Source organism: Actinoplanes utahensis, from assembly GCF_016862455.1.
GTDB lineage: Bacteria > Actinomycetota > Actinomycetes > Mycobacteriales > Micromonosporaceae > Actinoplanes > Actinoplanes utahensis.
Window position 1 is genome coordinate 130,728 of record NZ_BOMZ01000079.1, and the last position, 17,678, is coordinate 148,405.

24 protein-coding genes and 1 pseudogene are annotated in these 17,678 nt (G+C 69.6%); 17 read left to right on the plus strand and 8 right to left on the minus strand.

Annotated features, from left to right (window positions below; all coding sequences use genetic code 11):
* Positions 1-49: 49 nt before the first annotated feature.
* Positions 50-454 carry an RDD family protein gene (locus tag Aut01nite_RS27285; protein ID WP_043523639.1) on the minus strand — a complete coding sequence of 135 codons (405 nt, stop codon included), beginning with the start codon at positions 452-454 and terminating at the stop codon, positions 50-52.
* A gap of 356 nt (positions 455-810) precedes the next feature.
* Here Aut01nite_RS27285 and Aut01nite_RS27290 point away from each other — a divergent pair, with 356 nt between their 5' ends.
* Positions 811-1,110, plus strand: a complete 300-nt coding sequence (locus Aut01nite_RS27290) for a hypothetical protein (protein ID WP_043523638.1) — start codon at positions 811-813, stop codon at positions 1,108-1,110.
* Between the two features lie 110 nt (positions 1,111-1,220).
* Here Aut01nite_RS27290 and Aut01nite_RS27295 read toward each other — a convergent pair whose 3' ends face one another.
* Positions 1,221-2,141 carry a hypothetical protein gene (locus Aut01nite_RS27295; protein WP_043523637.1) on the minus strand — a complete coding sequence of 307 codons (921 nt, stop codon included), beginning with the start codon at positions 2,139-2,141 and terminating at the stop codon, positions 1,221-1,223.
* A gap of 154 nt (positions 2,142-2,295) precedes the next feature.
* A complete protein-coding gene (locus tag Aut01nite_RS27300; RefSeq protein WP_043523636.1) occupies positions 2,296-3,369 on the minus strand; it encodes an FAD-dependent monooxygenase in 1,074 nt (357 codons plus the stop codon).
* 81 nt (positions 3,370-3,450) lie between these two features.
* Between Aut01nite_RS27300 and Aut01nite_RS27305 the strand changes: the two genes are divergently transcribed.
* Positions 3,451-3,942, plus strand: coding sequence for a TetR/AcrR family transcriptional regulator (locus Aut01nite_RS27305; protein ID WP_043523635.1), 492 nt, complete (start codon positions 3,451-3,453; stop codon positions 3,940-3,942).
* Between the two features lie 201 nt (positions 3,943-4,143).
* On the opposite strand, the gene Aut01nite_RS27310 is transcribed toward Aut01nite_RS27305, so the two are convergent.
* The 4 genes from Aut01nite_RS27310 to Aut01nite_RS27325 form a co-directional block, all read right to left on the minus strand.
* A complete protein-coding gene (locus tag Aut01nite_RS27310; RefSeq protein WP_152628568.1) occupies positions 4,144-4,386 on the minus strand; it encodes a hypothetical protein in 243 nt (80 codons plus the stop codon).
* Positions 4,387-4,615: 229 nt separating this feature from the next.
* Positions 4,616-5,170, minus strand: a complete 555-nt coding sequence (locus tag Aut01nite_RS27315; protein ID WP_043523634.1) for a GAF domain-containing protein — start codon at positions 5,168-5,170, stop codon at positions 4,616-4,618.
* Positions 5,167-5,466 (minus strand): hypothetical protein, encoded by a 300-nt coding sequence (locus Aut01nite_RS27320; RefSeq protein WP_043523633.1) that lies wholly within the window; start codon positions 5,464-5,466, stop codon positions 5,167-5,169. The genes Aut01nite_RS27315 and Aut01nite_RS27320 overlap by 4 nt, the downstream gene beginning before the upstream one ends.
* A gap of 80 nt (positions 5,467-5,546) precedes the next feature.
* Positions 5,547-7,181, minus strand: a complete 1,635-nt coding sequence (locus Aut01nite_RS27325; protein ID WP_043523632.1) for a methyl-accepting chemotaxis protein — start codon at positions 7,179-7,181, stop codon at positions 5,547-5,549.
* 334 nt (positions 7,182-7,515) lie between these two features.
* On the opposite strand from Aut01nite_RS27325, the gene Aut01nite_RS44415 reads away from it, so the two are divergent.
* The 8 genes and pseudogenes from Aut01nite_RS44415 (at position 7,516) to Aut01nite_RS27360 (ending at position 13,389) form a co-directional block, all read left to right on the plus strand.
* Positions 7,516-7,650: a hypothetical protein gene (locus tag Aut01nite_RS44415; protein ID WP_268871691.1), complete on the plus strand. Its 135-nt coding sequence runs from the start codon at positions 7,516-7,518 to the stop codon at positions 7,648-7,650.
* A 26-nt stretch (positions 7,651-7,676) separates the two neighbouring features.
* A pseudogene (locus Aut01nite_RS43745) lies at positions 7,677-7,934 on the plus strand (CorA family divalent cation transporter); the annotation flags it as partial.
* Between the two features lie 195 nt (positions 7,935-8,129).
* Positions 8,130-8,441, plus strand: coding sequence for a WXG100 family type VII secretion target (locus tag Aut01nite_RS27335; RefSeq protein WP_043523630.1), 312 nt, complete (start codon positions 8,130-8,132; stop codon positions 8,439-8,441).
* A 7-nt stretch (positions 8,442-8,448) separates the two neighbouring features.
* The gene (locus Aut01nite_RS27340; protein ID WP_043523629.1) at positions 8,449-10,167 is read left to right on the plus strand and encodes an alpha/beta hydrolase; all 1,719 of its coding nucleotides are present in this window, start codon (positions 8,449-8,451) and stop codon (positions 10,165-10,167) included.
* Entirely contained in the window at positions 10,164-10,685 is a 522-nt protein-coding gene (locus tag Aut01nite_RS27345; protein ID WP_043523628.1) for a hypothetical protein, read from the plus strand. The genes Aut01nite_RS27340 and Aut01nite_RS27345 overlap by 4 nt, the downstream gene beginning before the upstream one ends.
* A gap of 252 nt (positions 10,686-10,937) precedes the next feature.
* Positions 10,938-11,522 (plus strand): hypothetical protein, encoded by a 585-nt coding sequence (locus Aut01nite_RS27350; protein ID WP_043523627.1) that lies wholly within the window; start codon positions 10,938-10,940, stop codon positions 11,520-11,522.
* Between the two features lie 863 nt (positions 11,523-12,385).
* On the plus strand, positions 12,386-12,562 hold the full coding sequence (gene rpmF, locus Aut01nite_RS27355; protein WP_083998621.1) for a 50S ribosomal protein L32: 177 nt from the start codon (positions 12,386-12,388) through the stop codon (positions 12,560-12,562).
* Positions 12,563-13,047: 485 nt separating this feature from the next.
* On the plus strand, positions 13,048-13,389 hold the full coding sequence (locus Aut01nite_RS27360; protein WP_052163404.1) for an ArsR/SmtB family transcription factor: 342 nt from the start codon (positions 13,048-13,050) through the stop codon (positions 13,387-13,389).
* Here the strand turns inward: Aut01nite_RS27360 and Aut01nite_RS27365 are convergent.
* Entirely contained in the window at positions 13,374-13,673 is a 300-nt protein-coding gene (locus Aut01nite_RS27365; RefSeq protein ID WP_043523624.1) for a hypothetical protein, read from the minus strand. The genes Aut01nite_RS27360 and Aut01nite_RS27365 overlap by 16 nt on opposite strands.
* 204 nt (positions 13,674-13,877) lie before the next feature.
* Between Aut01nite_RS27365 and rpmB the strand changes: the two genes are divergently transcribed.
* From rpmB to Aut01nite_RS27400, 7 genes are all read left to right on the plus strand, one after another.
* Entirely contained in the window at positions 13,878-14,111 is a 234-nt protein-coding gene (gene rpmB, locus Aut01nite_RS27370) for a 50S ribosomal protein L28 (RefSeq protein WP_043523623.1), read from the plus strand.
* On the plus strand, positions 14,111-14,278 hold the full coding sequence (gene rpmG / locus Aut01nite_RS27375; protein WP_043523622.1) for a 50S ribosomal protein L33: 168 nt from the start codon (positions 14,111-14,113) through the stop codon (positions 14,276-14,278). The genes rpmB and rpmG overlap by 1 nt, the downstream gene beginning before the upstream one ends.
* A complete protein-coding gene (gene rpsN / locus Aut01nite_RS27380; RefSeq protein WP_043523621.1) occupies positions 14,278-14,583 on the plus strand; it encodes a 30S ribosomal protein S14 in 306 nt (101 codons plus the stop codon). The genes rpmG and rpsN overlap by 1 nt, the downstream gene beginning before the upstream one ends.
* A 49-nt stretch (positions 14,584-14,632) precedes the next feature.
* A complete protein-coding gene (locus Aut01nite_RS27385) occupies positions 14,633-14,920 on the plus strand; it encodes a (2Fe-2S) ferredoxin domain-containing protein (protein WP_043523620.1) in 288 nt (95 codons plus the stop codon).
* A 357-nt stretch (positions 14,921-15,277) separates the two neighbouring features.
* Positions 15,278-16,006 (plus strand): class I SAM-dependent methyltransferase, encoded by a 729-nt coding sequence (locus tag Aut01nite_RS27390; RefSeq protein WP_043523619.1) that lies wholly within the window; start codon positions 15,278-15,280, stop codon positions 16,004-16,006.
* A 139-nt stretch (positions 16,007-16,145) separates the two neighbouring features.
* Positions 16,146-16,910: an ATP-binding cassette domain-containing protein gene (locus Aut01nite_RS27395; protein WP_043523618.1), complete on the plus strand. Its 765-nt coding sequence runs from the start codon at positions 16,146-16,148 to the stop codon at positions 16,908-16,910.
* On the plus strand, positions 16,907-17,668 hold the full coding sequence (locus Aut01nite_RS27400; protein WP_052163403.1) for an ABC transporter ATP-binding protein: 762 nt from the start codon (positions 16,907-16,909) through the stop codon (positions 17,666-17,668). Before Aut01nite_RS27395 ends, Aut01nite_RS27400 begins: the two co-directional genes overlap by 4 nt.
* Positions 17,669-17,678 lie beyond the last annotated feature (10 nt).

Below are 17,678 nucleotides of genomic sequence, written 5' to 3' on the forward strand. Positions count from 1 at the left end.
ACCGCGGCCAACGAGCCGCCGGCATCTCGCCACCGGTGCGCCGCATCACCTATCGATGCACGACGACGGTGTCGGCCATCCGGTCGTGCAACGTCCGGCGCCGGTCCCCGAAGACCATGACGGCGTCGATCAGCGTGAAGACGCCGAGGGTCACCACGCCGAAGGTGTAGGCGCAGACGAATTTCAAGAACAGCTCCCGGTACGCCATCCGACGCCAGCCCACCGGCCGGGAGGTGCGGGCGTCGGCGACCACGTGTCCCAGGATCTGGCGGGCCGGGGTCTGCCCACGATCGAACAGCCATGAGGCCCACACCAGCCAGCCGATGCCGGCGGTCACGGCGATCAGCACGCCGTCGACGATCTGTGCCGCCAGCCGGCCGGCGGGACTCACCAGGCGAGGGGACGAAGGGTCGCCGACGTGCTGGTTGATCTGGTGGGAAGTCGCCTGAGTCATTCGGGTTCCGGTCCTTGTCGCGGATCACATGGTGGATCCGGCGACCCTATTCGATCATGTCCAGTCGCCCGGGTAGGCGCCCGCTCACGGCAGCCCGGCCGGCTGACGCTTGCCTCAGGCGTCCGCAGCGAGACTCACTCCCATGCCGCGAGTCCCGTGAGCGGGATGGCGCGCTCCGGGCCGGCCAGGCGCGGTAGCGCTCGTCAGGAACGCCGCTAGCCCAAGGTGGCGTGGACCACGTTCCTGATAACGGTCTGGACACAGGCTGTGTGATGGCTGGTTGTCGCCTCGTAGCCGGGGTAGTCGCTGGTTGCGCCGTTGCCAGACGGCTTGAACACGATCCCCAGGAGACAATCATGGCTACCAGCACTCACGCTCACAACGAGAGCGTCACCGTCAAGGGCGCCCGGTTCCGGGGCGAGGAGACCAAGCCCTCCTTCAAGACCACTGAACTGGTCGTCTACGTGCTCGCGGTCATCGGCGTACTGATCGCCTCGTACACCGTCGGTGACGGGGACGCGAACAACGGTGCCGACTACTTCGCTGCCGACAAGGCGTGGTGGTACATCACGCTGCTGACCATCGGTTACATGATCAGCCGCGGCCTGGCCAAGGCCGGCAGCCGCAGCAGCGACGTCGACCCGCGCACGCACTGATCAGTCTTGCTGCATCAGCGGGCGTGGCCGAGTCGCAAGTCTCGGCCACGCCCGTCGCGCGGTACGAGCCGAGCGACATCCAGCGGTCTGTTTCCGGGCATACCGGTGTTCTACTGGTGCCTGGCCAGCTTGGTCGCGGCGGCCTTCGCCTTGTCGCGTTCACCGGGCATGGCGGCCCACTCCGCCGCGACAGCGTCCAGTTCGTCCTTGTGCGCCGCCGCCCAGACGGTCAGCCTGTCCACGTTGCTCTCGATCAGCCGGGCCGCCTTCGCGCCTCGGCACTCCCAGTCGGCGGCAGCCGCTGCCTTCTCGAAGCCGACCGCCTCCGCCCAGCCCTCGACCTGGGTGAGGTCGGTGTTCCCGGACGGGATCGGGTACTTCTGTTCGGCCGACATCATGACGTCCGGCAGTCCTTCCTCGACCGCGATGCCCTTGCCGCTCATGCAGGTTCGGTACTCGTTGAGCAGGTCCGGGACCTGGCCTTTCTGGAGGGCATGGAGTTCCCCGGCCAGCTTTTCCTTGACGGCGGCAGCCCCGGCGGGCACGGCCAGGTCCTCGGTCGCCCTGGTGGCCGGCTCACACCCGTACTGGATGCTCAGCCACCTCTCGGCGGCGCTGCCGGTCAACTTCAGCAGCGCGGGGTTGTCTCCGGTGCCGGCCTTGGCGGCGGCCTGCCTGCGTTCGGCGATCTTGAAATCGTCGTAGCGCATGGACCAGCCCAGCATGTTGCTGACGGAGACGGTCTCGCCGGCTACGTACTCCGACGGCGGCGGGATCTCGAAGGTCGCGCCCTTGGCGGTCATGCACGCGCCCAAGGCGGTCTGCCAGGCGTAATACTGCCGCTGCTGGCCGGCGACCCGCTGCTTCGGGGTGCCGTTCAGCTTGTGGACGATCTCCGTGAGCAGCCGACCTCCGTCGCTGTCCGCAAGGGTCTCAGCTGCGGGGGCCGCAGTCGGCCGGCTGCCGGCTTGGGCACAGCCACTGAGGAACGCTGTGAAGGCGAGGGCGGTGACCGCGGGCACACGGGTCATGTGGTGGATCTCCTGAGCCGCTCGGGAACGGGAACCGGAGTGGTCACTGGTCGCACTCCACGGGTCACCGGCGGGAAGGACTGCGGGATGCCGGTGGTCCACGAACACTCAACTGTCGGCGGGGCGGATCCGCTCTGGGGCGCGAGCTGCCGATTCACGAGATGGCGGGCGGGGCTTCGCCGCCGCTGAAGCTCGCCGCCGCCTGACGGCCCGCCGCCTGGTTCTCGAGGACGTAAGGCCGCAGCCGCTCCTCGTACGCGGTGTAGGCGATCTCGTGGCGGCCGCCGGCAGCGGACAACTCCCGGGCGAGGGTCCACGCGCCGACCAGTGCCTGTGAGGTGCCCATCCCGCTGGTCGGCGCGGCGCAGTAGCCCGCGTCACCGATCAGGGCCACCCGGCCACGGTGCCAGTGGTCGAGGTGGACCTGGCAGCTGGAGGCGAAGTAGAAGTCGTCGGCCTCGCTCATCGCCGTGAGTAGCCGGGGCGCCTCCCAGCCGTATCCGGCGAACGCGTCCCGCAGCGCCTGCTCCTGTTCCGTACGCGTCAGCCGGTCCAGTGCCGGTGAGGCGGTGGCGAAGGAGAGGCTGACGGTGAGCGGCTCCGTGGGGCCGGTGCTGAACAGCAGGATGCTCGCCTTCCCGGGCATCATCAGTCCACGGCGGTCCAGGCCGAGGTGATTGGCGGTGCTGAAGCCGGCTCCGGACATCCCGAGGTGCCGCAGGGCGTCCCCGTCCGGTCCGAAGGCCAGCCTCCGAACGTTGGAGTGCACGCCGTCCGCCCCGATCACCAGGTCGAACTCGCGGGCCGGGTGGTGTTCGAACTCGACGGTGACGCCCGGCCCGTGGTCGGTCAACGCGGTGATCGAGTCGTCGAACAGGTACTCCACGTCATCGGCCGTCAGCCGGTGGAGGATGCGGGTCAGGTCACGCTTGGGCACGTCCAGCTCGCCGCCGAACGCCTCGGCAGGCAGCTGCACGACCTCGTTGCCCGCCTCGTCGACGATGGTCGTTCCGCCCATCCTGGTGTCGTGCTCGCGCAGCTCGGTGAGGATGCCCAACTCCTTGAGGACGTCGAGTGCCGGGCCGCGGAAGTCCACCGCGTACCCGGTGTCGCGGAGGGCCGGCGCCCGCTCGACGACGGTCACGTCGTACCCCGCGTGGTGCAGGAAGTAGGCGAGGGCGGGACCGGCGACGCTCGCGCCGGAGATGAGAACGTTCGGCTTCGTCATGAGAGGAACCGTAGCGACGTTCATCCACCTGGTCAATCCAAGTGGATTAACCGCGTGGATGAACTTTGTTATGCTCGGTCCATGGGAAATCGTGAGGACCTGCTCCGGGGCGCCAAGCAGTGCCTGATCGAACGCGGCTGGGCACGCACCACCGTCCGGGACATCGCCGCAGCGGCCGGCGTCAACCACGCCGCCATCGGCTACCACTTCGGATCCAAGGACGCCCTGCTGACGCAGGCCCTGGTCGAGGCGGTGGAGGACCTGTCCGAGCAACTCGCGCTGCAGGCCCGGGCCGACACCCCGGAGCAGAGGTGGCAGGCACTCATCGACACCTTCACCACACACCGGCCGTTGTGGGTGGCCCAACTGGAAGCCGCGGTCCAAGCCGAGCGATCCCCCGAGGTCCGTGAGTACCTCGCCAAGGGCCAGCACGAAGGGCGGCAAGGCCTCGGGGGCTCCGTGCCGCTCGCCCTGCTGACCGGCCTGATGATGCAGTGGCTGGTCGACCCGGAGCACGCCCCCTCCGGCGCGGACGTCACCGCCGAGCTTCGCGCACTCGCCACAGACACCTGAACCGGCCCGCGTACGAGCCCCGGGAACGGCCGAGCTGGGCCGTGAGCCCGCCGTCGCCTCGGCGCTCAGCGGTTCCATGCGGTTGCCGAGCAGGAACGACGAGCAGAGCCAGACCTGCGTGACCACGTTCTCGCCTACCAGTAGGTCACCGCCGGTGACGACATCCTGCTTCCGTCCACGATCCTTGCTGCGTCTCGGCCTCTACCCGGGCCGGGTTTCCATCTCGCCGGTGTCGGCTGCGCGTAGTAGAGCGTCGTGAATGCGGGTCAGGGCAGTGGCGGCGTCGGCGAGGTCGGCGGCGGCCTGGGGCTGACCGGCCGGGCTCCGTGCCGCGGCGCGCAGCACCTTCTGGCGGGTGGCTCGGGCGTGGAGGGCGGCAGCGAGCAGCTGGTTGACGACGTCTTGACGGTTGTGGTGGGCAGTGGCCGTTGGTGGTGGATGCATGGTCGTCCTTGCTTGCAGCGCTGCTGGGTGCCGTGGTTGCCGCGACCCTCGTTGACTTCGTGATCACGGCGCTGGCCTCACTCCCGGCGCATGGCTGATCGGTTCCCAGGACGGCTGATCCTGGTCCGGGAGCGGGGCGTGGCCGGTACACCGCCCGCGGTGGGATAGCGCAGGGCGTACCGGCAGCCTTCTGTCAGGGCGTCGGGTATGGCGGCTTCTGGAGTTCTGATCAACGGTTTTCGCCCGGTTCGATGACCGGGTCCGGTGTGGTGCGGTGTTCGGCCAGGATGTGCATGGTTTCGGCGGCGCCGTTGGTGAGGACGGTGATGTCGTGCTCGGTGAAGGTGCGGGGCGTGACGTCGATGACGCAGTGGGCGCCTAGGATCTGGCCGCTGTCGTCGCTCAGGGGTACGCCGGCGTAGCTGCGAATCGGTGACATGGCCAGCAGCGGGTTCGCCGCGTACACGGGGTCGGCGGTGCCGTCGGTGATGCAGTACGGCCGGCCGGCGAGCACGGTCTGGGTGCACAGCGCCCATTCCGCCGGGGTTCCCTGGACCTCGCTGATCCAGCCGGTCAGGCCGTGCTGGCCGATGATGAACTGCGAGGTGTCGAGCACCATCGAGATCATGGAGATCGGTGCGTGCAGCAGGTCGGCGGTGCGGGCCGCGACCGCGTCCAGCCGGGCTTGCAGGGTGGGGTCGAACAAGTCGTATCGGGCGATCTGCTGAATGCGGGCGGGCTTGCCGAGCCGGTCGAACAGGCCGGTGGGGGTGATGGTGTTCATGTGGGGCTCCTGGTCATGGTGTGCGCGGCGGACAGGTGGGTGTGCGACGACAGGCGGATCCGCAGGGCCTGGGCGCAGAGCCGGCTGACCGGGTCGAGGCCGGCCATCGCGGTGACCAGCCGGTGCAGGGCGTCGTCGCCGGTTTCGGTGCCGGACAGCCCGGCGGCTTGCAGGAGTCGTTCCCAGGCGGAGCGGCCGGTGTGGCCGTGCACCCGGTGCATCGCCTCGCGTGCGTCGGCCATGGTGGGACGGTGCAGCCCGTACGCTCCGGCGCTGTCGTCTGGTGTGGTCGGCATGGATGCCTCCTCGGGTGCCGAGCAGGCCGCGCGGCCTGCTCCAGGTGAGCCGTAGCGCCGGGTGCGCAACACGGAGCCGGTCAGTGGCGGAAGCTGCCGACCAGGCTGGTCAGGTCGCTGGCCAGGCGGGTCAGGTCGCCGGCGGCCTGCTGGGTGGCTTTGGCGCCGTCGGCGGTGGCGTTGGCGACCTCGGCCACCCCGGACACGGTGCGGGCCACATCCGCGCTGCTGGACGCGGCTTCGGCCACCGACCGGCTCATCTCTCCGGTGGTCGCGGTCTGTTCCTCCACCGCGGAGGCGATGGTGGTGGTGTAGTCACCGATCTGCCCGATCACGGCGGTGATCTCCCCGATCGCGGTGGCCGCGCTCGCGCTGGAGGTCTGGATGTTGGCGATCCGGACGGTGATCTCCTCGGTGGCCTTCGCGGTCTGCTGCGCCAGATCCTTGACCTCCCCGGCGACCACCGCGAATCCCTTGCCCAACTCCCCCGCGCGGGCGGCCTCGATGGTCGCGTTCAACGCCAGCAGGTTGGTCTGCTCCGCGATGCTGGTGATCAACCGGACGACGTCGCCGATCTCCACGCTGGCCGCGCCGAGCGCGGCGACCTGACTGGTGGTGCGCTCGGCGACCGCCATCCCGGTCTGCGACACCTCGGCCGCCCGGCCGGCATTCGACGCGATCTCGGTGATCGAAGCGCTCATCTGCTCCGCGCCGGCGGCGATCGACTGCACTCCGGCGTTGACCTCTTCGCTCGCTGACGTCGCCGTGGTAGCCCGCTGCGCCGCGTCCGCAGCGCCGACCTGCAGCTGGGTGCTGACCGCGGACAGCTCCTCCGAGGCGCTGGCCAGCGTCACCGCCGAACCTCCGATGGTGGTCACCGCCTGGCGCAGCACGGCGACCGCGGCGTCCAGGGCGCGGCCCATCTGACCGGGCTCGTCCCGAGAGGTCAGCCCGGTGCTGCGGGTCAGATCGTTACCGGCCAGCGCGTCACACACGGCCTTCACCTTGTGCAGCGACCGCACGATGGACCGGGCGACGAACACGCCCAGGCCCAAAGCCAGCGTCACCCCCACCACGAGCAGCACGATCGACTGGATCCGGCTGGCATCGTAGGCCGACTGCGCCGCCTCGGCGTTACGGGCCGCGTCGGCGTCCTCGGCCGCGGTCAAGTCGGCGAGGTTCTTGTTGACCACACCGATGAGCGGCAGGACCTGGGTGTCGCGGGTCTTCGCCCACGCGGCCAGGTCGTTTCTGTTACCGGCCGGTAGCTGCTTGCTTTCGAGGAGGTCGGCATAGGCCTGCCACTTCGTCGCCAGGTCGTCGATCATGGCGGGGTCACCGGCCGGGTTGCTCTGCCGGTAGGCGGTCAGGCCCGCCTCGACCTCCTGCAGGCCGGCGGTGACCGCTTCGGTGAAGCGGGCCGTGGCAGCGGCATCCAGCGACAGAGCTTGATTCGCCGCGTCGGATCGCACCTGGGTCATCGCTCCGTCCACCACGCCGATGGCCCTGATGCTGGCCACGTTGCTGCGGTAGATCAGCTGTGCGGACCCGCTGGCGTCACCCAGCGCCGAGAGACCCAGCAACCCGATCAGCAACGCGACCAGCGCAGCGAGTCCCACCGCCGTCAGAATCTTGACGTTGACGCTGAGGTCAGCCAAGGATCGCCGCCCCCGGGCCGCAGGCGCCACCGGAACGGTGCCGGCATAGGTGTTCATATCGATTCTCCTTGGGACGTGTCAGAAGCACCCCAGTCGTTTCCCGGCCGGTCGGTTCCTACGATCGGCCCTCCGTCAGCCGCACTACTCCCGATCGGCAACCATCGCCACCCCCTGAGCCCACCGCCGTGATCTGCGGACGGGCAGTGACCCGGCGGCCGCGAGTTTCGGCGCACGGCGGAATGGTGCGGGTCCAGCAGCGAGACGAAGCGGAGCAAGCGCGCAACCGGCGCCTCACCGGCCTTGCGGGGTTGCCCGCTGGAACCTGGTTCCGCAGTGGTGGTGCTGGGAAACAAAGGACCGGCACCGTCCTCACCCGTGGAAGGACCGATTGATGGACCCGACATCCGAAAGCCCGTCTCTGCGGCGACGGATGCGCCGGTGGGCGCCCGCGCTGATCTGCGTGCTGGCGCTGGTGTGGATCCTGTGGCTGGCGGTGTTGATCTCCGGCATGCCCACGGTGGAGTAGCCGTACTGGAGCGCGCCGCTGCCGTCAACTACGACGAGCTACTGAACGCGATCCTGCAGGCCCGGCTGGGGCAGGTGACCGTCGACCAGAACAACGACATGCGCAAGATCGCCTCATGGGCGGCGATCGCTGCCATGCAGACCGCCATCGCCGGCATCTACGGCATGAACTTCACCTACATGCCCGAACTGAAATGGCGGTACGGCTATCCCGGCGTCCTGCTGGTCATGCTCGTCAGCTCGGTCCTGCTCTACCGGCGGCTACGCCGTGCGGGCTGGCTATGATCCGGCATCAGCACCGCTGTGAGGGCATTCGCGGGTCCGGTGCCGCCGGAGCGGCCGCTTCCCCGATCCGTGCAGGGAAGCATGTCCCTGTCAGCGCGGTCCGACAGTGCGCCTATCGGCTTGGCAGCTTGAGCCGGACCGACCTGCCCGACAGTGCTGGTCCGCACGTGGCAACCCATTGATAGGTTTCGGATCATGGGGACCGAGGAAGTGCGGGTGGAGCCGGTAGTCCTGGAGGCGGCAGCTCGTGTCTGTGCCGAGCTGGCCGACCGGGTCAAGGAAAGTAATCGTGACGTCGGCCCGGAGACCGAGGCGGCGATGACCGGGCTCGGAGGGTGGAAGACCCGGTACTCCCTGGAATTGCTGGCGACGGCGTGGACCGACGACGCGGAGGACCTCGCCGGGTATCTGTCCGCGCTCGGCGACGCGTTGAGTGGGTGTGCCCGGGACTACCAGCACACCGACCGTGCCACCGCGGCCTTGTTCGACATCACCCGGGGCAGGTGACCGGCCCGTGATCACCTTCGCTGACCTCGAAGACGCCCGCGTCGGCCTGCTCGCCGCGGCGGCCGAGGAATGGCAACGGGTGGCCGACAGGTACGCCGCGCTGAGCGCGGACACCACCGGCACGCTGACCCGCCCGATACGCCAGTCCGGATGGGCCGGCGACGCCGCGGCGGCCGCGACCGCCCGGCTGGAGATCCTCGACGACGAGTTCGAGGTGGCCGCCTCCCGGGCCCGGATGGCCGCCGTCGTACTGCGGCGGGCCGTCGAGGACATCACCGACCTGCAACGGCGGCTGCGCGGTGTCGTCGACGGGGCCGTCGCGGCCGGACTGAGCGTGACCGATGACGGCCGGGTGATCCCGCCATTCATGAGTACGGCCGAGCAGAGCACTCCGGAAGGCCGCACGGTGTCCGAGCGCAACGCCGCGAACGCCGGCGTCTACGCCGACCTGCTCTGGAAGATCCTGGTCGAGGCCGGTGAGGGCGACACCCGGATCGCCCTGGCCCTGGAGAGCATCTGCGGCGTCGGCAAGCTGCCTGCCGGGCAGCACGCGGGCGAGTACAACGATGTGACCAAGGCGGCCCGGTCCGCAGCCGCCGCCCTGGGCCTGACCGAGGACGCCATTCCGGCCGCCGGCACCGACCCGGCGGCGGTCAAGGCGTGGTGGGACGGCCTGTCCACTGACGAACGGCAGCTGTACGCGGCCGCCTGGCCGGAGAAGGTCGGCGGGCTCGACGGGCTGCCCGCCACCGACCGGGACACCGCGAACCGGCAGGCCCTGCGCAACTACATCGGTGACAACATCAGTGGTGGCGACACCTACCGCAACGCCCCGCACGACCGGGCCGTGTACCTGCTCCAGCGCCTGGAAGGCGAGGGCGAGCACGACACCGGCCCCGCGCCGATGTACCTGCTGGGCTTCGATCCCGACGACGACGGGCAAGCGATCGTCGCTTTCGGCAACCCCGACACCGCCGCCCACACCGCCGTGGTCGTTCCCGGCGTGGGTACCGAACTCGACGAGTACTACAAGGAACTACGCCGGGCACAGATTCTGCAGGAGGCCGGCACCGCGGCCGGCAAGGGCGAGCCCGTCTCGGTGATCACGTGGCTCGGCTACGACACTCCCGGCGGTGGTCTCACCGGCATCGACATCGTCACCGCCCCCTTCGGCGGCAAGAGCGAAGCCGGCGCCCGCGCCCTGGACACCTTCGTCGACGGGCTGCGGGCCAGCCACGACGACTCACCGTCGCACATCACCGGCATCGGGCACAGCTACGGTTCGACCGTGTTCGGCGAGGCCGCCAGCACCGGTGACGGCATCGCCGTCGACGACATCATCGTCGCGGGAAGCCCCGGTATGCGCGTCGACTACGCCAGCGAACTCAACACCGGCACCGAACACACCTGGGCCACCGCGGCCGTCGACGACAGTTTCGTGGCCCGTCCCGAGAAGCTGCAGGAGAAGCTGTACCCGGAGATCGGCGAGATCCCGGTGGGCCCCGGCCCGGTGGTGCTCTTCGGCGAAGGGCTGGAAGCGGTTCACGGCCCGGCACCGCACAACCCCGAGTTCGGCGCGAAAGTGCTGCAGGCCGACACCTCCGGCCACAGCGGCTACTGGAAGGACCCGAAGGAACAGGTCACCGACATCCTCAAGGCACAAGCAGCCGTCATCGTCGGTGACTACGAGAGAGCCGAAGCGCTCGGAAAGGTCCCCGCCCGATGATCCGGACACCCGCCGGGATGCTCGCCCTGACCGCAGCGTTCGCCCTCACCGCGGGTTGCACTCCCACCGATCCGAAAGGCAAGGACGCGCCGTTGCCCACCCGCCCGTTCGCCGAAGTCACCCAGCAAGCCGAAGCAGACGCGAAGATCATCACCGATGCGGCGCCCGACGCTGAGAAGAGCCTCTGGACTGCCACGCCGGCACCCTGCACCGGGCAGAACGGTGAGTTCGCCGACGACGACCGCTGGTACCTCGCCGCGGGCTTCGTGCTCGACGTGCCCCCGTCCGACCAGTTCACCACCCTCGGGCGCATCAAGACCGCCCTCCAGAACAAGGGCTGGGTGATCACCGGGGAGGAGAGTTTCGCCGACGGCACCCGTGGTGACCTGACCGCCCACAACCCCGCGACCGGTCATACCACCAACCTCTTCACCACGAAGGACCGAACAGGCATCGCCGTCTCGGTCGACAGCCCCTGCTACATGCCCAGCCCCGGCGAGAACCCCCTCAAGGGCTGACGATCGTTCCATCGCCCGGGGCCCGCGGCGAACGCCGCGGTCTGGCCGGGCGCCCGGGGACCTGCTCGGCACCGTGAGGGCGCCCATGGCGCGGCGATCGAGGCCGGCTTTGGCGGTGACACCGAGAGCCGCCTGTCGCTGACCACCAGCGCCGACCCACGACGACCCGGCATGGTACGTCCGCGACTCGCGGCTTTTGGCATTCGGGAAGCGGTGAATTCGCGGCGAGTCCACTTCTGCGATCATGGCGGAGTGTTCGAGCAGGGATCGCGTTCCAAGCAAGTGGCCACCTTCATGTTGCCTGCTGACGTCGCGGCCTTCAGCGAAGTCGTGGCTGAGCCGATCGCGGACCTCGCGTCCTGGGAGACACACGATCGGACTGCGGGCGTCGTGCTGCACAACTCTTTGAGCGAGGCGCTGCTGCACAACGGAGTGCAGGCGTTCCTGCGCCTGCTCGGACGAGAGGGTGGGACGGTAGGACCTCTCATCCAATATCTGCACACCTCTGTGTTCACCAAGGACGAAGATCTACTGGCGGCCACCGGAGGTCGGTATCGACCTCTTGGTGGCGAGGGCGAGAAGATGGAGCCGGGACGACTGGCGTTCAAGTGGTTCCCGGAGGATCAGACAGACTGCGTGCGCCGTGATTTCGTTGTGCTGGTCGACTTGGCGTGGAAGGCGTTGCAGAAGGTGACATCACCCCACGTCACGACGGTGGATGGAAAGCCTCTGCGTCGGTATCGAGTGGGGCCGGCGGCGAAAGCGTGGGCGTTGAAACATCCGGAATGTGTCCTCCGAGACGGCGGCCTGGTCCTCAAAGTCAAAGACGGTGGCTGACCCTCCGGGCCCGTTCGATCAAGTTTGCTGCGCTCGTTCCGGCCAAACGGTCATGGCGTAACGCAGCGCCGGCTTGGCGGTGAGGCCGAACGGTGAGGCGGGAAGAGCTGACGTGTTGCTCAGGTCGCCCTCCAGGAAACAGCCATCGTGAGGTGCCCTGGTCACCGAGACGGGCGTGGCCGCGACGGGTGGCGACGAGTTCGTGCCGCTCGACGAGATGGTCCAGGCTGTCCTGTTCCGTCCCCGCTGACCGAGAAGACGAAGACCCCGAGAAGGCCTCGAGATTGGGCTCGTGCACGCCACTCATTGGCGGGACCCGGCAGTGGTACAGCGTTCTGATGGTCAGGTCGCCGGGGGTGGGTGAACTCCGGCGCGCTCGCCATATATACAATGAAAATCGTTATCTCTAAGCGGTGTGTGGAGGCTTCGTGAAGTCAGATGCGAGTCACTCGAGCCGTGGGGCGCCCGCATGGCAAGCCTGTGCCGGATCCGGGTGATCCCGGTCAGCGGCGTGCGGGACAGCTCGATGCTGTCGGCCCGCATGTCGCTCCGGCTCTGGCTTTCGGATGCCTCGCCGGCTCGCCACACCATCGACCTCGGTCGACAGGCGCCTCTGCTCCTGGATGGAGCCGGCGGTCTGGCGCGCATCGGCTCCCACCGGGCGTGGAACGGCCGGGCGGTCGTTGACGCGCAGCGCCGTCCGTCGGTCTCGACGACGGCGCTGCCGAGCTCGTTCACGCATTTCACCGTTGCCTCCTCATCGATGAGGAGCCGGCGACCGCGGCCGGATCTGGGACGGGCCCTGCCCCGGACCGATCACGCCAACCGCCTGACCTCGTAACCGATCCGACCAAGGAGTTCTGATGGCTGTCCCCAAGCGGAAGATGTCTCGCAGTAACACCCGTCATCGCCGTGCCAACTGGAAGGCGACGCCGGTGGACCTGGTGCCCCTCCACGTCGGTGGCACCACCTACCAGGTTCCTCGTCGCCTCGTCCGCGCTGTGCAGCGCGGATACATCGACCTGAGCACTCTGCGCTGAGTCGTCCGGTGCGCGATCGGTCAGGACGAAGCTCCGGCCGATCGCGCACCGGGGCCTGGGAGATGAAGAGGATGTGGGGTACGGCCGGCGAAGGCTCACAGGCGGGTGCTGCTCGAAGACCTGGGTGACCGGGCCCGCCTGCTGCTCGGCCGGTGGGGTGGCGTAGCGCTCGCCGCCGGTGGGATCGCCTCCGGTCGGGACCAGGCGCCGGCTGGGAGGGGCTTGCGCGCCGAGGGCTTGCAGGAGCCGCGCCTGGGTCTGTTCGTTCGCGGCGACGATGCCTAGATCACCGAACCCGTGCCTGTGGACGCGATCCCCAACGAGATCAGCGGCACCGTCTCGGGCCACTGACGAACTGCTCAGCGACGGGCCTCGTTCGTCATGAACGTGGGGCGACGGGTTCTCCCGGCCGCGACATGTGGCCTGGAGAGCCCGTCGATGGCAGCATGCTGACGGGGCCGGTGGGGCGTGGAAACATACGCTGCATGCAGCGGCGCGAAATGACTGGGTACGAGGCGGCGGGCGAGCTGTTCCGGGCATTGTCGTCGCCGGTCCGCCTGGCGATCGTCGACCTGCTGGCGTCCGAGCCGCGCTTCGTGCATCAGCTCGTCGCGCTGACCGGCCTCACCCAGCCCCATGTGTCGCAGCAGCTGCGCGTCCTCCGGGACGCTGGAGTGGTCCGCGGAGTCCGGCAGAGCCGGGAGACCGCTTATGTGCTCCGTGACGAGCACGTGGCGCACATCGTCCGGGACGCCCTGGCTCATGTGGCCGAGGACGGCGACGGCCCGCCGGCCTCTCCTCCGCAAGCCGGTCAGTGCTCGTCGTAGTGGTTCTCGTGCGCCGCGTGGCGGTGCCCGTCGTGGAGGAAGTCCACGTGGTCACCGTGTGACACGGCGGTGTGCCCGCAGTCGTCACCGTGGGCGTGCTCGTGAGTCTCGGCGGCGACGTGGCTGTCGAGGGCGCACTCGTCGTAGTGGCCGGTGTGCTCAGTGTGCACGTGCCCGTCATGCAGGTAGTCCACGTGGCCCTGGTGCTCGACGGCGACGTGCCCGCAGTCGGTGCCGTGCAGGTGCTCGTGGGTCTCATGGATCTCGTGCGTCGCGGTGCTCATCGTTACCTCCATCTGTCGGATCTTGACTGCTGCCGACGGTAGCATGCCGCGATGCGCATATTGCAATTATCGCATAAATGGGGCCGGCGGCCCCCGTAGCCGTCGCGCACCCTCTTCGATGTCGGGAGGTGGGTGTGTCGACGGGATCCGAGGCGCTACGCCTCTACTTGATTATGACAACGGTTTTCATTATATAGTCGGGGCATGTCTCTCGTCTGTGACGTGACCGGCGCGAAGCCGAGCTTCGGCAACGCCGTGTCGCACTCCCACCGCCGCACCCGGCGCCGCTGGAACCCGAACGTTCAGCGCCGCCGTTTCCGGCTCGCCGACGGCACCACCGTTCGCCTGAACGTCAGCACCACCGGCATCAAGATCATCGACCGGGACGGCATCGACTCGGTCGTCGCCCGGCTGCGGGCCAAGGGGGTGCGGGTCTGATGGCCAAGAGCACCGACGTCCGCCCCGTGATCAAGCTGAAGAGCACTGCCGGCACCGGGTACACGTACGTCACCCGCAAGAACCGCCGTAACGATCCGGACCGCCTCGTGCTGCGCAAGTACGACCCCATGGTCCGTAAGCACGTCGACTTCAAAGAGGACCGCTGATGGCCCGCCTGAGCCTCACTCTGCGTGAGAAGCGCCGCGCCGAGCTTGCCGAGCGCTACGCCGAGCGCCGTGCCGCGCTGAAGAGGGCGATCTCCGCGCCGTCGACCGACCCGGAGGAGCGGGCGGCCGCCGTGCGGGCCCTCGCGTCGCTGCCCCGTGATTCGAGCCGTTGCCGGCAGCGCAGCCGCGACCAGATCGACGGACGGCCCCGTGGGGTGCTGACCCGGTTCGGCCTGTCCCGGGTCCGGTTCCGTGGACTGGCACACCGCGGCGAGCTCCCGGGCGTTCGCAAGGCCTCCTGGTGACGGTCCAGGGGCGCTGGTGGCGGTGGGGGCCGGAGGAGACGACCCGGGGATGACCGTAGTCATCTGCGACGGGCATCGATGCCATGCCCTGCAGGGGCGTACCGACACCGGTGTCGCCGAAGGGGAAGCCGTCACCCTGCTGGGCGCGCTGCGCCAGAAGGTCCGCGCCACCCGGTGGGCGATCCTGATCCGCAGCGATTGCCTGGGCGCCTGTGACAAGGCGCCGGTGGTGTTGCTGAGCCGGCGCGGCGACCGGGCCGCGGGTCTGCTCTTCGGGCCGGTGGAGCAGCCGGGCCAGGTGCGGGCCGTGCTGGACGCCGTGCGGGCCGACGATTGACGGTGGATCAACCGTGGGGACGCCACCGATCGGCGGTGTCCCCACGGCGTGTCAGGCGATCACTCCCAAGACGGTCCGGCCGATCCGGGTGGTGCCGTCTCCGTAGCCGATCACGCCCAGGTGCCGGGGCGGTGGTGCCGACGGTGACGTTCCGACCTCCGCCGGCACCGCGATCGGGCTGCGCACGTCGGATGGCGGCGCTGCTGCCGAGGCCGGCCTTCTGTCCGTCGGCGGATTCGGGCTCGGCGAGAGTCTCGAAGCAGTCCAGGACCGATGGCGGCTCACCGGATGAGGACATCGGCGCCGCGCACCAGCCACTGATTCGGAAGTGACATTCATTCTCGATAGGGTGATGCTGTGACGGATGAATACAGCACCTCCGGCGAGTTCCTCGACATTCTCAGCCGTGACGCCTGGACGGCGTTGCGGGAGCCGGTCGCGCTCGCTCTGCGCGGGCTGGACCCTGTGGCCGGGCCCCTGCTCGACCTCGGTGCGGGCGGTGGCCGGGGGACGCTCCTGCTCGCCGAGCTGGCCCCCTCCGCCGCTCTCGTCGCTGTCGAGCCTTCGCTGGTCCAGCGTGCGGTGTTGCTCGCCCGGCTGGCCGACGAGCCGACGCTGGCGCAGCGGGTGTCCGTGATCGCGCAGCGAGCCGAAACGGTCGACCTGCCCGACGCGGTCGGTGGGGTGCTCGCCATGAACATGATCGGTCACCTGAGCGCGGTCGACCGCCGGCGCCTCTGGCGCAGGCTGGCCGATCGGATGGCTCCGGAGGTGCCCCTGGTCGTCAACCTCCAGCCGCCCGCACGGGCCGAGGCGGTACCCGATGCCGACTTCGCCGCGGTCCGGATCGGCTCCTGCACCTACGAGGGTGGAGGGCGTGCGGAGCCGGCGGGCGCTGACGCCGTGGTCTGGCACATGCGTTACGGCGTTCGTGATCAGCAGGGTGACCTCGTCCGGGACGTCACCGCCGCCTATCGATGGCATGTGCTCGACGAGGAGACGCTGCTCGCCGAGGTCGCGGCGGTGGGTCTCGCCGCGCAAGCGTGCGGAATGGGCGTCTATCGGGTGGCCCGTACCGTCGGCTGACCGTCGCGAAGTGCCGCGCCACGTCGAACCTTACTGCAAACGATACCCATTCCGAGCAGGGGGACGCCACGTCGCGGCCTCGCCGAGCTCCCGTTAGTCTGGCAGCGAAACGAAAATCGTTGTCGTTTCGGGAGGTGTGATGGAGCAGGCTGCTGTGCGGGTGACGGGCCTGTCGCTGCAGGGCGGCGGCGGCGCCTTGCTCGCCGGCGTGGATCTGGTCTGCCGGGCCGGCGAGCGGGTCGCTCTCGTCGGCGCCTCCGGCTCGGGCAAGAGTCTCACCGCGAAAGCCGTCCTCGGGGTGCTGCCGCCCGGCCTGACCGCGGAGGGAAGCGTCCGGATCGCCGGGACGGAGGTTCTCGGCGTGCCGTGCGCCCGCCGGGCCCCGGACCGGCGTCCTGCCGCCGTGCTTCAGGACTCCGCCCTCGCCCTGCATCCACTGGTCACCGTCGGAGAACAGATCGCCCTTCCCCTGCCGGGGCGCCTCCGTCGTGCCGACACCCGGCGCCGGGTGCGCGACCTGCTCGCCTCGGTGGGACTGCCGGACCAGATCGCGGAACGCTATCCGGGTCAGCTGTCCGGTGGCCAGCGCCAGCGCGCCTGTCTCGCTCTCGCCCTGGCCGCACAGCCCCCGTTGCTGGTCGCCGACGAGCCCACCACGGCGCTCGACGTGATCACCCAGGCCGCGATCGTGAGCCTGCTCAAGGACCGCACCGGGCGCCCGGACGGCCCCGCCCTGCTGTTCATCACCCATGACCTCGCGGTCGCCGCCGGCCTGTGCACCCGGATCGTCGTCATGCACGGCGGCCGGGTGATCGAGAACGGTCCCATCCTGGACGTGCTGCGCGAGCCCCGGCACGAGCGCACCCGCGAGCTGGTCGGCGCCGCCCGGAGCGCCGCCGCGTGAGCGTCATCGACTGCGTGCGGGTGCGGCACTCCTACACACCGGCTACGCCGGTGCTGCACGACGTGGACCTGGCCATCGGCGACGGCGAGCGCGTCGCGCTCCTCGGCCGGTCCGGGTCCGGCAAATCCACCCTGGTCCGCGCGATGCTCGCCCTCGAGCCTCTGGCGTCGGGCGCCATCCACTGCGACGGACGCGTGGTCACCCCCGGCCCGGTACGTCGGCTGCGCTGGTTCCGCCGCCTCGTCCAGTACGTTCCCCAAGACCCCGGCGCCACCCTCGACCCGCAGGCGCGGGTCCTGGACATCGTCGCCGAACCGCTGCGCCGGCTGTGCGGCGTCACCGACCGGGCCCGGCTCACCGCTGCGGCGGCCACCGTCCTGGAGGCCGTCGGCCTGCCGGCGGCCCTGCACACCGTTCGCGCCCGTGACCTGTCCGGCGGGCAGGCCCAGCGGGTCGCCATCGCCCGCGCGCTGGCGCCGGAGCCGCGCCTGCTGATCGCCGACGAACCGATCAGCGGCCTCGACGCACCGCTGCGCGCGCATGTCATCGACGCGCTGCGCCACGCTTCCGCCAGCCGTGGCACCGCGCTGCTGCTGGTCACTCACGACGTGTCCGCGGCTGCCGCTCTCAGTGACCGGATCGCGGTCATGCACGACGGCCGCATCGTCGAGGACCGCCGCACCGGCGACCTGCTCGCCGCCCCCGACCACCCGGAGACCCGCGCGCTGCTCGCCGCGGTGCCCCGGTTCCCGGCCTGACCGGGCTCTT

Coding starts and splice junctions, on each gene's coding strand:
- rpmG (WP_043523622.1), top strand. CDS start 14,111: ATGGCCAAGAGCACCGACGTCCGCCCCGTGATCAAGCTGAAGAGCACT.
- Aut01nite_RS27295 (WP_043523637.1), bottom strand. CDS start 2,141: ATGACCCGTGTGCCCGCGGTCACCGCCCTCGCCTTCACAGCGTTCCTC.
- Aut01nite_RS27305 (WP_043523635.1), top strand. CDS start 3,451: ATGGGAAATCGTGAGGACCTGCTCCGGGGCGCCAAGCAGTGCCTGATC.
- rpsN (WP_043523621.1), top strand. CDS start 14,278: ATGGCCCGCCTGAGCCTCACTCTGCGTGAGAAGCGCCGCGCCGAGCTT.
- Aut01nite_RS27325 (WP_043523632.1), bottom strand. CDS start 7,181: ATGAACACCTATGCCGGCACCGTTCCGGTGGCGCCTGCGGCCCGGGGG.
- Aut01nite_RS27315 (WP_043523634.1), bottom strand. CDS start 5,170: ATGAACACCATCACCCCCACCGGCCTGTTCGACCGGCTCGGCAAGCCC.
- Aut01nite_RS27290 (WP_043523638.1), top strand. CDS start 811: ATGGCTACCAGCACTCACGCTCACAACGAGAGCGTCACCGTCAAGGGC.
- Aut01nite_RS27395 (WP_043523618.1), top strand. CDS start 16,146: ATGGAGCAGGCTGCTGTGCGGGTGACGGGCCTGTCGCTGCAGGGCGGC.
- Aut01nite_RS27345 (WP_043523628.1), top strand. CDS start 10,164: ATGATCCGGACACCCGCCGGGATGCTCGCCCTGACCGCAGCGTTCGCC.
- Aut01nite_RS27385 (WP_043523620.1), top strand. CDS start 14,633: ATGACCGTAGTCATCTGCGACGGGCATCGATGCCATGCCCTGCAGGGG.
- Aut01nite_RS27365 (WP_043523624.1), bottom strand. CDS start 13,673: ATGAGCACCGCGACGCACGAGATCCATGAGACCCACGAGCACCTGCAC.
- Aut01nite_RS27320 (WP_043523633.1), bottom strand. CDS start 5,466: ATGCCGACCACACCAGACGACAGCGCCGGAGCGTACGGGCTGCACCGT.
- Aut01nite_RS44415 (WP_268871691.1), top strand. CDS start 7,516: ATGGACCCGACATCCGAAAGCCCGTCTCTGCGGCGACGGATGCGCCGG.
- rpmB (WP_043523623.1), top strand. CDS start 13,878: ATGTCTCTCGTCTGTGACGTGACCGGCGCGAAGCCGAGCTTCGGCAAC.
- Aut01nite_RS27335 (WP_043523630.1), top strand. CDS start 8,130: ATGGGGACCGAGGAAGTGCGGGTGGAGCCGGTAGTCCTGGAGGCGGCA.
- Aut01nite_RS27310 (WP_152628568.1), bottom strand. CDS start 4,386: ATGCATCCACCACCAACGGCCACTGCCCACCACAACCGTCAAGACGTC.
- Aut01nite_RS27300 (WP_043523636.1), bottom strand. CDS start 3,369: ATGACGAAGCCGAACGTTCTCATCTCCGGCGCGAGCGTCGCCGGTCCC.
- Aut01nite_RS27285 (WP_043523639.1), bottom strand. CDS start 454: ATGACTCAGGCGACTTCCCACCAGATCAACCAGCACGTCGGCGACCCT.
- rpmF (WP_083998621.1), top strand. CDS start 12,386: ATGGCTGTCCCCAAGCGGAAGATGTCTCGCAGTAACACCCGTCATCGC.
- Aut01nite_RS27360 (WP_052163404.1), top strand. CDS start 13,048: ATGCAGCGGCGCGAAATGACTGGGTACGAGGCGGCGGGCGAGCTGTTC.